The organism is Microbacterium sp. SGAir0570 (assembly GCF_005491085.2).
Lineage (GTDB): Bacteria > Actinomycetota > Actinomycetes > Actinomycetales > Microbacteriaceae > Microbacterium > Microbacterium arborescens.
In genome coordinates this window covers 508,746-524,145 of the sequence record NZ_CP027929.1, presented here as the reverse complement: position 1 = coordinate 524,145, position 15,400 = coordinate 508,746, and the positions used below count along the sequence as shown (strand labels likewise).

Annotated in this window: 12 protein-coding genes and 1 riboswitch; of the genes, 2 read left to right on the top strand and 10 right to left on the bottom strand. The window is 71.5% G+C overall.

The genetic code is table 11. The features are described 5' to 3' along the window. Window positions 1-36: 36 nt before the first annotated feature. From C1N74_RS02460 to thiM, 10 genes are all read right to left on the bottom strand, one after another. Window positions 37-3,732, bottom strand: a complete 3,696-nt coding sequence (locus C1N74_RS02460) for a bifunctional proline dehydrogenase/L-glutamate gamma-semialdehyde dehydrogenase (protein WP_137749893.1) — start codon at window positions 3,730-3,732, stop codon at window positions 37-39. A gap of 53 nt (window positions 3,733-3,785) precedes the next feature. Further along, window positions 3,786-4,346: a thioesterase family protein gene (locus C1N74_RS02455; protein ID WP_036305161.1), complete on the bottom strand. Its 561-nt coding sequence runs from the start codon at window positions 4,344-4,346 to the stop codon at window positions 3,786-3,788. Window positions 4,347-4,519: 173 nt separating this feature from the next. Further along, a complete protein-coding gene (locus C1N74_RS02450; protein WP_137749892.1) occupies window positions 4,520-6,061 on the bottom strand; it encodes an alpha-N-arabinofuranosidase in 1,542 nt (513 codons plus the stop codon). 58 nt (window positions 6,062-6,119) lie between these two features. Continuing rightward, a complete protein-coding gene (locus C1N74_RS02445; protein ID WP_023952635.1) occupies window positions 6,120-7,037 on the bottom strand; it encodes a carbohydrate ABC transporter permease in 918 nt (305 codons plus the stop codon). Continuing rightward, window positions 7,034-8,005, bottom strand: coding sequence for a carbohydrate ABC transporter permease (locus C1N74_RS02440; protein WP_023952636.1), 972 nt, complete (start codon window positions 8,003-8,005; stop codon window positions 7,034-7,036). The genes C1N74_RS02445 and C1N74_RS02440 overlap by 4 nt, the downstream gene beginning before the upstream one ends. Beyond that, complete coding sequence (locus tag C1N74_RS02435; protein WP_114598074.1) at window positions 8,002-9,333, bottom strand: extracellular solute-binding protein; 1,332 nt, start codon at window positions 9,331-9,333, stop codon at window positions 8,002-8,004. The genes C1N74_RS02440 and C1N74_RS02435 overlap by 4 nt, the downstream gene beginning before the upstream one ends. A 129-nt stretch (window positions 9,334-9,462) precedes the next feature. Further along, entirely contained in the window at window positions 9,463-10,515 is a 1,053-nt protein-coding gene (locus C1N74_RS02430) for a LacI family DNA-binding transcriptional regulator (RefSeq protein WP_036305168.1), read from the bottom strand. Window positions 10,516-10,524: 9 nt separating this feature from the next. Further along, window positions 10,525-12,009, bottom strand: coding sequence for a bifunctional hydroxymethylpyrimidine kinase/phosphomethylpyrimidine kinase (locus C1N74_RS02425; RefSeq protein ID WP_309147417.1), 1,485 nt, complete (start codon window positions 12,007-12,009; stop codon window positions 10,525-10,527). A gap of 32 nt (window positions 12,010-12,041) precedes the next feature. Then, window positions 12,042-12,689, bottom strand: coding sequence for a thiamine phosphate synthase (gene thiE, locus C1N74_RS16355; RefSeq protein WP_064956307.1), 648 nt, complete (start codon window positions 12,687-12,689; stop codon window positions 12,042-12,044). Then, window positions 12,686-13,504, bottom strand: a complete 819-nt coding sequence (gene thiM / locus C1N74_RS02420) for a hydroxyethylthiazole kinase (RefSeq protein WP_137749891.1) — start codon at window positions 13,502-13,504, stop codon at window positions 12,686-12,688. Before thiM ends, thiE begins: the two co-directional genes overlap by 4 nt. After that, a riboswitch (TPP riboswitch) is annotated at window positions 13,495-13,591 on the bottom strand. Its footprint overlaps the gene before it by 10 nt. Before the next feature lie 116 nt (window positions 13,592-13,707). Between thiM and C1N74_RS02415 the strand changes: the two genes are divergently transcribed. Further along, window positions 13,708-14,706: a hypothetical protein gene (locus C1N74_RS02415; RefSeq protein ID WP_137749890.1), complete on the top strand. Its 999-nt coding sequence runs from the start codon at window positions 13,708-13,710 to the stop codon at window positions 14,704-14,706. Between the two features lie 62 nt (window positions 14,707-14,768). Beyond that, the gene (locus C1N74_RS02410) at window positions 14,769-15,275 is read left to right on the top strand and encodes a GNAT family N-acetyltransferase (protein WP_023952650.1); all 507 of its coding nucleotides are present in this window, start codon (window positions 14,769-14,771) and stop codon (window positions 15,273-15,275) included. Window positions 15,276-15,400 lie beyond the last annotated feature (125 nt).

Genomic DNA, 15,400 nt, shown 5'->3' with positions numbered 1-15,400 from the left:
CCCGCCACGCTACCGAGGCGGCTCCGCAGTCGCACGTCAGATGACCGCCTCGGACCAGTCGTCGGGGTTGCCGAAGCGGTGCGCCGTGATCGTGATCGACTGCTCGTGCACGAACGGCAGCACCTCGATGCGGCCGGCCGTGGTGACCTCGTCGGCGTAGACGGCGACATCCGGGTCGCCGCCGGTCGCCCCCGCGATCGCGGTTCGCAGCTCGGCCACCGCGTCTCGCGACCCGACCAGGCGGATGCGGCCGGGGCGCCGATCCGCCGCGGCGATGCGCTGCAGCCATTCACCATCCGTCTCGACCGACACCGAGATGTCGACCTCGCCGAGCGCCCGCCGCACCTCGGCCGGCAGGCCCACCGGCGAGCTGAGCGTCACGCCCGACCCGGCCCGCACACCCGCGACGATCACGCGGAGCACCGCCTGCCAGGTGGCGTCCGACGACGCGCGCACGGCGACGTCGACCGGGCGGTACCGGAACAGGTTCCGCTCGACGCCGAGGCCGGACACGTCGCGCACCTGCCCGAACTCGCGGTCCCACGCGACGGCATCCGAGAGCGCACCGCGCCGCAGCCACTCGAACGACTCGTAGTCGAGCGTGGGCTGGGCCGACTCGATGATCGTCGTGATGCGCGAGTCGAGACCGCGCAGGTGCAGTGTGCTGGACGCCGACCCGCTCGAGGCGCGCCACGAACCGAGACCGACGAGGTAGTTCGGTCCCCCGGCCTTCGTGCCCGCGCCCACCGACGACCGCTTCCAGCCGCCGAAGGGCTGACGCTGCACGATGGCACCCGTGATACCGCGGTTGACGTACAGGTTGCCGGCCTCGACCCGGTCGAGCCACGTCGCGAGGTCGGCGGCATCCTGGGTGTGCAGGCCCGCGGTCAAGCCGTAGGCGACCGCGTTCTGCAGCTCGATCGCCTCCTCGAGCGTGCGGGCGTGCATGATGCCGAGCACCGGACCGAAGAACTCCTCGAGATGCGTGCGCGACCCCGGGCTCACCCCGACCTTGACGCCCGGCGACCAGAACCGGCCCGCGGTGTCGTCGCCGAGGTCGAGACGACGCGGCTCGACGAGCCAGCGCTCACCGTCCTCGAGCGAGGTGAGCGCCCACTCGAGCTTGCCCTGGGGCGGCTCGATCACGGGCCCGACCTCGCTGCGCGGATCGGTCGGCGGACCCACCCGCAGCGAACGGGTGGCGTCGACGAGCTGGCGCGCGAACCGCTTCGACCGGCCGACCGGCCCGACGAGGATGGCGAGCGACGCGGCGGAGCACTTCTGACCGGCGTGCCCGAACGCGCTCTTGATGAGGTCGGATGCCGCCAGATCGAGGTCTGCCGAGGGCATGACGATGATCGCGTTCTTGCCGCTCGTCTCCGCCAGCAGCGGCAGCTCGGGCCGCCACGACCGGAACAGCGCCGCCGTCTCCCACGAGCCGGTGAGGATGACGCGGTCGACCGACGGGTGGGTGATGAGGCGTCGGCCGAGATCGCCCTCGTCGATGTCGACCAGCGCGAGCAGGTCGCGGGGCACACCGGCGTCCCACAGCGCCTCGGCGACGACCGCCGCGCAGCGCCGGGCCTGCGGCGCTGGCTTGAAGACGACGCCTGAGCCGGCAGCGAGGGCCGCGAGCACGCCGCCGGCGGGGATGGCGAGCGGGAAGTTCCACGGCGGGGTGACCACCGTGACCGAGGCCGGCTGGAAGACGGCACCGCTCACCCGGTCGAGCTCGCGCGCCGTCGCCGCATAGTAGGCGGCGAAATCGACCGCCTCGCTGACCTCGACGTCGGCCTCGGCCAGCACCTTGCCCGTCTCGGACGCGGCGACCTCGATGAGCTCGGCCCGGCGCGACTCGAGCGCACGCGAGGCCGCGAGCAGCACGGCGCTGCGGTCGGCTGCCGCCATCGCGCCCCAGGCGGATGCCGCCGAGCCGACGCGCGCCACGATCTCGTCGAGCGTTCCGGCGTCGTCGACCCGCGCCGCCGCGATCGTCTCGTCACCGGCCGTGCTGCCGGCGATCCGCGAGAGGATGCCGCGGGCCCACTCCCGGTTGACCGCGAGCGAGGGGTCGGAGTCGGGGGTGTTGGCGAAACCGGGTGCCCCGAGTGCCGGTGCGCGGCGCGTCTCGCGGGGCGCGTACACCGCCGTCTCGACGAAACGCTCACCGCCGAACAGGATGTCGTCGTGCTGGCCCAGCGCCGTGGTGTCGTCCGAGCGGCCCGCGGCGTCGGCGATCCCGAGCACCGCCTGCGTGAGGCCGTCGTCGCCCTCGGCGGGGTCGCGCGTGATGCGCTGCGGCGCGATAGGCCGGAGCGAGAGCGTGCGGTCCTGCGTACGGTTGGGCGAGCTGGGCAGCGCCGGGTCGGCCGCGCGCTCGAGCGAGGCGAGGAATCGGTCGCGCTCGCGCTCGAACAGGCTCGCATCGGTCGCGAGGTCGAACGCGGCGGAGAGGAAGTTCTCGCTCGAGGCGTTCTCCTCCAGCCTGCGGACGAGGTAGCTGATCGCGACATCGAACTCGTCGGGCCGCACGACCGGCACGTACAGCAGGACGTGGCCGACATCGGCCGTCACCGCCGCGACCTGGCCCTGGGCCATGCCGAGCAGCATCTCGATCTCGATGTCGTCGCTCACGCCGCGCTCGCCGGCGAGCAGCCAGGCGTAGGCGATGTCGAAGAGGTTGTGGCCGGCGACGCCGAGCCGCACCGCCGCGCTGCGCTCGGGACGCAGGGCCCGGTCGAGGCAGCGGAGGTACATCGCGTCGGCGTCGAGCTTGCTGGCGTGGGTCGCGAGCGGCCAGCCGTGGATCGTCGCGTCCACGCGCTCCATCGCGAGGTTCGCCCCCTTGACCAGGCGCACCTTGATCCGGCTTCCGCCGGCGGCGACGCGGGCCTGCGCCCACGCCGTCAGCTCGTCGAGGGCGTCCGCGGCGTCGGGGAGGTACGCCTGCAGCACGATTCCCGCCTCGAGGCCCCGGAGGCGCTCGTCTTCGAGCAGGCGGGTGAAGACGGCGATCGTGAGGTCGAGGTCGCGGTACTCCTCCATGTCGAGGTTGATGAAGGTGCCGTCCTCGGCGGCGCTGAGGTACAACGGCAGCAGACGTTCGACCACGTCGGCGACGACCTCGTCGAACGCCCACATCGAGATGCGGCTGACGATCGCCGAGACCTTGACCGAGACGTAGTCGACGTCGTCGCGGCGGATCAGCTCGTGGATGCCCGCGAGCCGGCGGCGGGCTTCGTCCTCGCCGAGCACGGCCTCGCCCAGGAGGTTGAGGTTCAGTCGGGCGCCGGACTCGCGGATCCGGGCGATCGCCGGGCCGAGCTTGTGGGGTCGAGCGTCGACGACCAGGTGTCCGACCATCTCGCGCAGCGCCGTGCGGGCGATCGGCACGACCGGGGTCGGCAGCATCGGGGCGACGGCGCCGCCGACGCGCACGGCCCCGCGGAGGTACCACGGCAGGAACTCGGGGACGAGCGGGGCGACGTGGTGCAGCCGGGTCGCTGCGGCGGTCACGCTCTCGGGGCGCATCACCCCGTCGACGAAGCCGATCGTGAACGGCAGCCCGTTCGGGTCGCGCAGGACTCCGGCGAGGCGCTGCGCTGCGGCATCCGCGGGGAAATCGGCCGACGAGTGCACCCATTTCTGGGCCAGGTCCACCGCCTGTTGGGCGAGGTTGTCGTCGGCGGGGAAGCCCGGCGGGGTGGTGCCGGACGAAACGGTGTCGGACATGCCGTCAGCCTATGTCGCGGCAGCTCTCCCGGGGTGGCGCCTCGCCCGGGCGATCACTCCCAGATGCTGGGCGCCTCGGCACGGGTCGACGGAAGCGCGGTAGCGGCAGCCCATTCGGTCATCCACGGCTCGAGCGGGGGCAGGTCGTCGCGTCGGCCGAGAACGTCGAACAGCTCGTCGAGCGGCACGATGCCACCCGTGCGGCGGAGGAACCGCGACCGCACGACCATCTCGGCGTACACCTCGCCGCGGACGACCGCGCGGTGCACCATGTACACCGACTTGTCGTCGTGCCCGTGCAGGCGCGTCTCGATCGTGAAGCGCTGCCAGAGGTTCAGCGACTTCCGGAAGGTGATCGTGCTGCTCGCGACGACGCCGTACCAGCCCTTCTCCTGGAACGTGTCCCAAATGCCGTTGCGCACCAGCAGGTCGAACCGGCCGAGGTCGAACAGCGAGGCGTAGCGCCCGTTGTTCATGTGCCCGAGCAGGTCGATGTCGGTCGGCAGCGTTCGCAGCTTCACCCGGCCGACCGCCATGAGCGGCCGCGGGCCGTTCCTGCGCAGCTGTCGCTTCGCTCGCCAGATCGTCAGCAGGGTCCGGAGCCACACGTTCACGAGGGCCGACGCTATCGGATGCCCCATGCCCCCACCCGCATCCGTTGTGCCCCTTCCACAACCCCGGCCCCGCCGACCCGCGCGCAAGAACGGAGAATCGCGCGAACATCGGAGGATCTCGCGGGATCGGTCCGAGGTACGCGCGATTCTCCGACGTACGCGCGACGCGCGGGTCAGGCGCGCGCGGTGTCGAGCACGATCACCGCCCACGACAGCGGGGGCAGGGTCGCTCGCAGCGTGCCCTCGTCGAGACCGACGCCGCGCAGAGGCACGAGGCCGACGGAATCCTGGTCGTGCTCCGTGTTGGCCGACCGCCGGTCGCCGCCCTCGGGAACCGTCAGCACCTCGGCCGACACGACGCCCGAGGCCCCGAGCCCGCGCAGCTCGAGCGACACCTCGGTCTCGGAGTCGAGCGAGCGGTTCGCGACGAACAGGGCGACGCGGCCGGTCGCCTCGTCCCACGTGGCGGCCGCGTCGACGACATCCACATCGCCGAACTTCGTCGTCGGCGTCTGGTCGGAGTCGACCGCGAGCCGGAGGACCCGCCCCTGGGCGAGCTGCGACATGCGGGCGAACGGCCAGAAGATCGACTGCCGCCAGGCCGCTCCGCCCTCCTCGGAACGGATCGGGGCGATCACGTTGACCAGCTGCGCCTGGTTGGCGATGCGCACGCGGTCGCCGTGGCGCAGCAGGCTGTGCAGGAACGTCCCGACCACGACGGCGTCGGTGACGTTGTAGGTGTCCTCGATGAGGCGCGGGTGGGCGCGCCACTCCTTCGACGCCGAGACGATGTGCGGCTGGTCCTCGGTGTCGAGGCCACGCTGGTACCAGACGTTCCACTCGTCGAACGAGATGTCGACCTGCTTGCGGTGCTTGCCCGCAGCCTTGACCGCGTCGATCGTCGAGACGACGCCGTCGATGAAGGCGTCCATGTCGACGGCCTCGGCGAGGAAGGATGCCGCATCCCCGCCGTCCTCTTGGTAGTAGGCGTGCATCGAGATGTAGTCGACCTCGTCGTACGCGTGCGTGAGGACCGTGTGCTCCCACGAGCCGAAGGTCGGCATCTGCCGGTTCGACGACCCCACCGCGACGAGCTCGATGTCGGGGTCGACCAGGCGCATCGCCTTCGCCGTCTCCTGTGCGAGCCGGCCGTACTCGTGCGCGGTCTTGTGACCGATCTGCCACGGGCCGTCGAGCTCGTTGCCCAGGCACCAGAGCCGGATGTCGAACGGAGCGGCTGCGCCGTTGCGGCGACGCAGGTCGGACCAGTACGTGCCGCCGGCGTGGTTGGCGTACTCGACGAGCGCGCGGGCCTCGTCGACACCGCGCGTGCCGAGGTTGACCGCCTCCATGACCTCGACCTCGGCCTCGCGCGCCCAGTCGACGAACTCGTGGAGTCCGAACGCGTTGGTCTCGACGGTGTGCCATGCTCCGTCGAGCCGGTGCGGACGCTCGGCCACGGGACCGACGCCGTCCTCCCAGTTGTAGCCCGAGACGAAGTTGCCGCCGGGATAGCGGATCACGGTGGCGCCCAGCTCCTTCACGAGCGAGAGGACGTCGCGCCGGAAGCCGCGTTCGTCGGCCTGCGGGTGACCGGGCTCGTAGATGCCGGTGTAGACGCAACGGCCCATGTGCTCGACGAACGAGCCGAAGAGGCGGCGCGGCACGTCGGCCACGGTGAAGTCGCGATCGAGGACGATGCGGGCGCGGGGCATGATGCTCCTGTTCTTTCGGGGTGAGGGGATGCGGACGACGCGTGCCGGGCGACGCCGGTCACTGACCGCCGAAACCGGTCGTGGCGACGCCGCGGACGATCTGCTTCTGGAACACCAGGAAGACGATGATCAGCGGCACCGAGGCGAGGACGGCCTGGGCCATGACCTGCGCGTACTGCACGCCGTAAGCGCTGATGACGGTCTGGAGTCCGACCGGCAGGGTCATGAGGGTCGTGTCGTTGATGATGAGGAACGGCCAGAGGAAGTTGTTCCACGCGCCGATGAACACGAAGATCGCGACGGCGCCGAGGATCGGCCGCGACAGCGGCAGCACGATCGACCAGAACACCCGGAAGCGTCCGGCGCCGTCGACCCGCGCGGCATCCTCGAGCTCGATCGGCACCTGGTCGAAGAACTTCTTGAGGATGAACACCATCGCCGGCGCGACGACCTGCGGCAGGATCAGGCCCCACGGGGTGTCGACGAGGTTGAAGGCGAGCATCTCGTAGAAGAGCGGGATGATCAGCACCTGCGGCGGGATGACGATCGAGGCGATCACCGCGCCGTAGAGGAACTTCTTGCCGCGGAACTCCAGCCGCGAGAACGCATAGGCGGCCACGGCCGAGATCGCGACGGTGAGGAGGGTGATCACGGCGGAGGTCCAGAGGCTGTTGCCGGCCCAGACCCAGACGTTGCCCTGCGAGAGGATCGAGGTGAACGCCTCGGTCGTGGGCCCGCTCTCGCCCACCCATCCGCCGGCGCCCGATGCGGCATCCGTCTCGGTCTTGAAGGCGGTCGCGACCGCCCACAGGAACGGCAGCAGCCAGCCGATCGCCATGAGGGCGAGGGCGATGAAGGCGACGACGTTGATCGCGCTGAACCGGCGCTGGCCGGGCTTGCGGCTTCGCGGATCGGGGGCGACCCCCGGGGCGACGACGGCGCGCGTGGCCGTGGAGCTGGCGGTGACGGCGCTCATGAGTGCTCCTTCCGGCGACGGGTGGCGAGGGCCTGGATGACGCCGATCAGGACGATCACGGCGAAGAAGACGTACGAGATCGCCGCCGAGTAGCCGAAGCGGTACCCGACGAACCCGGACTCGTAGATGTACTGCACGATCGAGCGGGTCGTCTCGCTCGCGATGCCTCCGAGCATCTGGTACGCCTGGTCGAACAGCTTCAGCGAAGCCAGCACCTGCAGGATGACGATGAGCACGGTGACCTGCCCGAGCTGCGGGATCGTGATCGAGAAGAGCTTGCGCCACTCCCCCGCGCCGTCGATGGATGCGGCTTCGTACTGGGTCTCGGGGATGTTCTGGAGGGCCGCGAGGTAGAGCAGGAAGTTGAAGCCGATCGTCCACCACACCGTCGCGACGACGATCGCGAGCATGTTGGTGTCGGGATTCTGCAGCCAGGCGATCGGCTCGAGCCCGAACGCCTCGAGGATGCCGTTGGCCGCGCCGATCTGCGGGTTGAAGATCCACACCCAGATCTGCGAGATGACCGTGGAGGCGAGCAGGTACGGCATGAAGAACGACAGCCGCCAGAGCCACTGCCCGGGCAGGCCGCGCTGCACGAGCAGCGCCATGACCAGGGCGAGGACGACGAGCGGCACGGTCGACAGAACCGTGAACCAGGCGGTGTTGCCGAGCGAGCGCCACATGACGGGGTCGCCGAGCGCTTCGACGTAGTTCGCGATGCCGATGAACGATCCGCCGGCGCCCGTCAGCGACTGGTCGGTGAAGCTCAGATAGAGCCCGTGCAGCAGCGGCCACACGAGGAAGAGGAGGAAGGCGGCGAGGAAGGGCGCGAGGAAGGTCCAGGCGATGCGCTGCTCTCCGCGGTCGCCGACGTGACGGTGCCGCCGCGTGCGGTCGCCGGTGACGATCGTCCGCGTCGCGGCCGTGTCGGCGAGACCGGCGCGGCCGGATCCGGTGTCGAGGGTCATGCGCGGGCTCCTTCCGGTGCGGCGGGGTTCGGCGTCTGCAGGCGCAGGTCGACACCCGCGCGGAAGCGGGCGATCGCCTGAGCCGGGTCGGCGCCCTGGAGCAGGACGTTCTGCACGGCGGCGCCGAAGTCGGCCTGGAAGCGCGAGCCCGAGCCGGTGAACCACGCCGGCGGGTCGTACCGGACGAGCTCGGCGGCCTCGGCGTAGTGCGCCTGCGGCAGCAGGTCGGCATAGGCGGCCGACTGCGTGACCGGGAGGTAGGCGGGGATGTGTCCTGCCCCTGCCCAGTCGAACGAGCCCTTCAGGATGTCGGCGACGAAACGGTAGACGAGGTCGCGGGTCTCCTCGTCGGGTGCGCTCTGGTGCGGCAGCGTGAACGAGTGCGAGTCGGCGTAGACCGACGGGGTGCCGAACACGGCCGGGATGATCGCGGCGTCGATCGGCAGGTTCTGCTGCTGCATCGAGCGCAGTTCCCAGACGCCGGTGAGGAACAGTCCGCTGCGGCCGGTGGCGAACTCCGCGATCGCGCTCTGGTAGTCGGCGCTGCGCGAGGCGATCTCGTCGTCGAGGAGCTGCTGCATGAAGCTGAGCGCCGCGACCGCGGCATCCTCGTCGATCTGCGCCCTGCCGCCCTCGGGAAGCTCGATCTCGAGCCCGTGCTGCGTGTAGAGCGTGTAGAAGAGGCGCCACATCTGCGCGCCGTCGCCGAGGTAGCCGAACGACAGCCCGTGCGACTCCGAGACCGCGGCCACCGCCCGTCCGAGCTCGAGGAAGTCGTCGGGCGAGGTGATCGGCGGCAGCTTGCCGTCGCTGTCGAGCACACCCGCCTCGGCGCAGATGTCGGTGTTGTACATCAGGATGAACGGGTGCGCGTCGAGCGCGACGCTGTAGAGGTCGTCGCCGATGAAGCCCTTGCGCCAGATCGCGTCGGTGAAGGTGCTCGCGTCGACGCCGAGGTCGGCCAGGCGTGCGGTGTCCCACGTGTCGAGCAGCCCGCCCGGCGCATAGCCGACGACGCGCGAGGCGTGCATGACCGAGACGTCGGGCGCCCGCCCGCCCGCGGCCGCCATCGCGAGCTTCGTGTAGTACGGCTCGCCCCAGGCGAGCACGGTCGGGCGCACGCGGTAGTCGGACTGCGCGGCGTTTACGCCGTCGATGAGCCCGGACATCGTCACGCCGTCGGCACCGGAGAGCAGGTGCCAGAACTGGAGGGTGCGGGCGCCCGTACCGCCGGGGAGACCGGCGCACGAGGCGAGGAAGGCGGTTCCGGCGAGGGCTGCGGCTCCCGTGAGGAACCGCCGTCTGCTGAGTTCTATGGGTGGGGCCATCGGTCACTCCTTTGTGACGGCACGACATCGTGACAACCAGGGACCCTCATACTTTTACATCGATGTAATCAATGCGCAAGGAAAATCCGGATGCCGCCACCGATGGCGTTCCGCGACGCCATCGGTGCGTCACCGTCGCGCGGAGATGCCGCGGGGCGCGCCATCCGTGCTGGCGCGGGCGACGACGCGATGCGCGATCGCGACGGCGCGGACCGGGATGTCGCGCGCCGCGATGCGCTCCTCCAGAAGCGCCATGGTCGCGCGCGCGAACTCGACCCGGTCGAACGACACGGTCGTCAGCTCGGGCGTGGTGTAGCGCGACTGCTCGATGTCGTCGAAGCCGCACACGAGCACATCGTCCGGCACCCGGATGCCCGCACGCGCCAGCTCGTGCAGCGCACCCACCGCGATCGAGTCGGTGAAGCAGAGGACAGCGTCGACGTCGACCCCGCGCTCCAGCAGCGTCCGGACGCCGATCGCGCCCGCCTCCATGTTCCACGGCAGGGCGTTGATCTCTCGGCGACGATCGTGCGCGAGACCCGCTTCGTCGAGCGCGTCGCGTACCCCGGCGAGGCGCAGGCGGCTCGTCGCCGTCGCGAGGCCGGCCTGCTCATCGCCGCCGATCGCGGCGATGCGTCGCGCGCCGCGGGACACCAGGTGCGCGACGGCGTCGCGCGCCCCGGCGCGACTGTCGACGAGAACCCGGTCGGTGACGTGCTGCTCGACCTCTCCGATCAGCACGACGGGCGGCAGCCGCTCATCACGGTCGACCACGCTGTCCTCGATGCGGATCGGATTCAGGACGACACCGTCGACGAGGTGCTGTCGCGCCCGTGAGACGAGGTCTCGCTCGCGCTCGGGCTCGAGCGCCGTCTCCTCGATCTGCACCGCATAGCCGCGCTGATGCGCCGCATCGACGAGGTGATGCAGCATCTCGGCGGAGTACGCCGTCGCGAGGTCCGGCAGCGCGATGGCGATGACACCGGAGCGGCCGTTCCGCAGCCCGCGGGCGCTGAGGTTGGGCACGAAGTCGAGCTCGCGCATGGCCGACTCCACGCGCTGCTGCGTCTCGGGACGGACGACCGCGGTGCCCGTCAGCACGTTGGAGACCGTCTTCGCCGAGACTCCGGCGAGCGCCGCCACATCCTTCATGGTGGCTCGGCCGGCTCTTCCCTTCGGCATGAGCACAGACTAGGCCCCGCGCACAGCCCCTCCCGCCCGTGCTGCGCCGACCAGCGCTGCGACGGGGGCCTCGAAGAAGGCGAGCTCGTGGCGCATCGATCGTTCGAACGCGACGCTCATCCGCTCGCGCTCGAACGCCGATGCGCCTGCGGCGGCCCGGTCGGCGATCTCGATCGCGGCACGGGTCGACGCGGCGAACGCGGGGTCGGCATAGGTCGAGAGCCAATCCCGATACGGATGCCGCGCGTGGGATGCCGCTGCGAACCGCTCGCCCACATCGGAGTAGAGCCAGAAGCACGGCAGGAGGGCGGCGACCAGTTCGCCGTACGAGCCGCGGGCCGACGCCGCATGCAGGTGATCGGTATACGCGAGCGTCGTGGGCGCCGGTTCCGCGGTATCTGCGTCGACGCGCGAGCGATGCAGCTCCGACTCGACTGCGATCGCCGAGGCGGCGGCTTCCGCCCAGAACACCTGTTCATCGCTCCGCGGCGCGAGAGCGCTGGCGCGGGCGAGCACGCGGGCGTACTCCGAGAGGTACAGCGCGTCCTGTTCGAGGTACCAGGCGAACACGGGCTCATCGAGCGACCCCGTGCGCAGCCCGTCGACGAAGCCGCACGCGTCGACGGCTGCGCGCAGCGGAGCCGCCTCGGCCCATACGCGCGCTGTCCACGACAACGACGAGACAGGCGACACCGGCGACGGGAGGTGCGGGCGCAGTTCGTGCAGGTGGTCGACGGGCCCGTTGCCGCGACCGACGCCGAGCGCCGCGCCGGCCGCGATCGCACCGGCCAGCCACGCCGTGGCGCGCGGGAGGGCGTCGGTCCAGTCGACGCCGCTCGCGCCGAGGGTCGCCATCGCCGACGACAGCGAGCATCCGGTGCCGTGCGTGTTGGTCGAGGCGATGCGCCGCCGGGCCACCTCTGCGGCGACGCCGTCCGGCGTCACGATCGCGTCGGGGCAGTCCTCGCCGGCGAGATGCCCGCCCTTGACCAGCACGATCGAGCCCGAGGCGCGGGCGAAGCGCAACGCCTGCGCGAGCGCATCCCGCCACGACCGCGCGACCGGCTCCTCCGTCAGGACGGCCAGCTCGGGGAGGTTGGGCGTCACGAGGGCGGCGCGCCGGCAGAGGTCGCGGATCGCAGCCTCCGCGGCGGGGTCGAGCAGGCGATCGCCGCTCGTGGCGACCATGACGGGGTCCAGCACGACGAGGTCGTGGCCGCGGCGAGCGAGCCAGTCGTCGACGACCGCGATGAGCGGCACGGAGTGCAGCATCCCGACCTTGATCGCGTCGATCTCGACGTCGTCGCCCACGGCGTCGAGCTGCGCGCGCAGGAACTCAGCCGGAGGCACGTGCACCGCCCGCACGCCGCGGGTGTTCTGCGCCACGAGCGCCGTCACGACGGCCATCCCGTAGCCACCCATCGCGGCGATCGACTTCAGGTCGGCCTGGATGCCGGCGCCGCCCGAGGGGTCGGTGCCGGCGATGCTCAGCACCCGCGGCACCCGGGGCGCCGGTACCCCCGCGGTCACCGGTCGCCCCCGCGGGCGAAGGCACGGGCCGCGGCGGCGGGATCTGCGGCGCCACAGATCGCCGACACGACGGCTACCCCGGCCGCGCCCGCGCGGCGAAGCGGAACGACGTCCTCGGCGACGACGCCGCCGATCGCGACGCACGCGAGCGGCGTGGCCGCGGCGCGTTCGGCGAATCCGTCGATGCCGAGGGCCGGCGGGTGATCGGCCTTCGTGGAGGTCGGCCGGATCACACCGACACCGAGATAATCGAGGGTTCCGTGCGGCATCGCGTGGGCGGCTTGCAGATGCGCCGCCGTGTTCGCCGTCCACCCGATGACGGCGCCCGTCCCGAGCAGCCTGCGCGCGGTCGTGGGTGGGATGTCGTTCTGACCGAGATGCACGCCGTCCACGCGGGCACCCGCATCGATGGCGGCGAGGGCGACGTCGACCCGGTCGTCGATGAGCAGGGGGACCCGTCCGGCGATCACCTCCGACAGCACCCGAGCGCGGCGGACGAGCTCCGCCGCGCTCACTCTCTTGTCGCGCAGCTGCACGACGGTCACGCCCCCGTCGATCGCGGCGTCGACGATCGACGGCAGCGCGTCGGCATCGAGCCGGTCATCGGTGACGAGGTGCAGAGCGAGGTCGACCCGGCGGGTCACCGCGTCGCCTCCGCGCTCGCGAGGTGAGCCTCGACCCGGGACCCGTCGAGGTCCTCGGGGCTCAGCGCCGCAAGCGCGTCGAGGAACGCGACGGCGAACGAACCGGGGCCGGACGAGACGGATGCCGCGGCCTCGGCCGCGTGCTTGTGCACGACCGACGCGGCGATCGCCGCCGAGAACGGCTCGACGACGCCGAGGAAGGCCGCCATCGTCGCGCCCAGCGAACAGCCCCCGCCGGTGACCCGGGTCAGCAGGGGATCTCCCCCGCGCACCCGCGCGACCCGCTCGCCGTCGGTGATGAGATCGACCTCTCCCGACACCGCGACCACCGTCCCGGTCCGGCGCGCGAGGTCGGCAGCCGCCGCGTGCACCGAGTCCGGGTCGTCGACGCTGTCGACGCCGCGCCCGCCGGAACCGCCGCCGGCGACCGCCGCGACCTCGGAGGCATTGCCCCGGATGATCGCGGGTCGAGCGGCGACGAGCTCCGCCGCGAGAGCGGTGCGGATCGGCAGCATCCCGACCGCGACAGGGTCCAGCACCCAGCGCCGCGTCGCCGCCACGATCTCACGGGCGCTGGCCTGCTGCTGGGGATTCGGGGTGCCGAGGTTGATCAGCACGCCGTCGGCGATTCCGGCGAAGATCCCCGCTTCACCGGCGATGTCGACCATGGCAGGACTCGCCCCGAGCGCGAGCAGCGCATTCGCGGTGAACCCGGTGACGACGGCGTTGGTCACGCAGTGGGTGAGCGGAACGGCATCCCGCAGCGCTCGGAGCGCCGCTTCCGGTCCTCGGACGGTGGGCACGACATCGCGCATTTCGACATCCCTTCGCCAGCATTGCACTGGAGCAGGTTCGACGGGTCTGATCTCAGCTCGCGGTCGCGGGCACCCCGTGTCGGGACACGACCATAGCAGGCCGGTTTGCACCCTCTGGGCCGCGATGCTTTTCTCCCGGTCCCCGAAGCGCGTAGGTTGCGAGTGAGCGCGCTTCACGGGCCGGCGCGCGAGGGGGTGGGGCCGTGCTGACAGCAGGCGTCGCACTGGTCTGCGCGTGTCTGGCGACCATCGCCGGACTCGTCGGGGTGCTCGCCCTGCGGCCGAGCTGGCGACGCCGCGGTGGACTGCTGCGCTTCGGCATCGTGGGCGCGCTGTCGGCGACGGCGGCCAGCCTGCTGTACCTCGTGCACACGAAGACCGGCGACGCCGCGACCCTTGTCATCAGCGACATCGCCATGGTTCTGGCCCCCGGTCTGGTCTTCGCCGGGCTGGGCTCATTGAGCGGCGGGGTTCTCGCCCGTGCCGGGGTCGCCCTTTCGCTCGCCGCCGCGGTCGGAGTCGTGTCCACGACGGTCGGGATGCCGGCGTCCCTCGCGGTGAAGGTCGTGGTCGTGGCTGCCGCCTGCGGGCTGACCAGCGCCGCGGCGATGCAGCCGGCCATCGCCGCGAGACGCGGGTCCCGGCTGCTCGCGGTGACCATGGCCGCGTACGGGGTCTTCTCCCTGTGCCGCGCCGTCGTCGGGCTCACCACCGGGTGGGATTCGCCCCTCTACCGCTCGGCTCTGTCGGTCGTGCCCACGACTGTCGCCGGCGCTGCGCTCGTGCTCCTCAGCGGGATCGCGCTGCTGATGATCCTGTCGGACCGGAGCGCGGCGCTGGCCACGCAGCGCGAGCGCGCCGCCGGGAGGCTCGACCTCGAGCTCGGCCCGACATGGTCGGTCGGCCTGGGCTCGTTCGGCATCGTGCGCGCCGCGCTCGGCCCCGCCCGCGCGGATCGGATGAAAGACGACTTGATCGCCGCGGCACGGACGCTCGATCCGGATGCGGTCGTCGACGCGACGCGGACGGGAACGCGCGTGCGCATCGACGACGACCAGGCTGCCGTCGAGGAGGCGCTCCACGACCGCCTGATCGCTGCCGGGTGGACGCCGGGAGAGGTCAACCTGGTGTCGATCGAGGCAGCGGCGAGCGACGAGGCCGCGGCTGCGGTCGGCGACGGGGCCGGGGCCGGGGCCCGATGACCCCGTCCGCAACCCCCTTTCCTCGATTTCACGCCACCGCCGGCCGCGCGTAGAGTCTGGCCATGGAAGCCGAACTGCAGACCGACATCGTCGTCCGTCCGGTGCGGGATGTCGACGCCGAAGCCCTCGGGCGCGTGCACGCCACCTGCTGGCACGAGACGTACGACCACCTCATCAGCACCGCCGCGCTCCAGAGCGTGTCGCCGCGACGTCTCGCCGAGCTGTGGACACACTGGGCCGCACAGGGAGAGGACTTCCGGATGCACGCCGCGCTCGTCCGCGGCGAGATCGTCGGTTTCGTGGGGTCGGGCCCGGCTCGCGATCGCGACGCCCCTCGGATGCGCGAGCTCTACTTCATCTACCTCCTCGACGCGTGGCACGGCACCGGCATCGGCCAGCGCCTCTTCGACGCCGCCGTCGAGAAGGACGAGGGCGTCTACCTGTGGGTCGCGGAGGACAACCCCCGCGCGCACCGCTTCTACGAGCGCAACGGCTTCACGCTCGACGGGCAGACGCACACCGAGCCGTTCCTCGGCGAAACGCTGACCGAGGTCCGTTTCGTCCGCTGAGTAGGAGTTCGCCCCGCTCGGCTAGGTCGCGAGGCTTCGGCGAGCTGACTGGCCTCGACTGGCTATTCGGCCTCGGTGGTTGGCGCCTCTTCTCCCCCGCTGGGCTAGGTCGTGAGTTACCCACA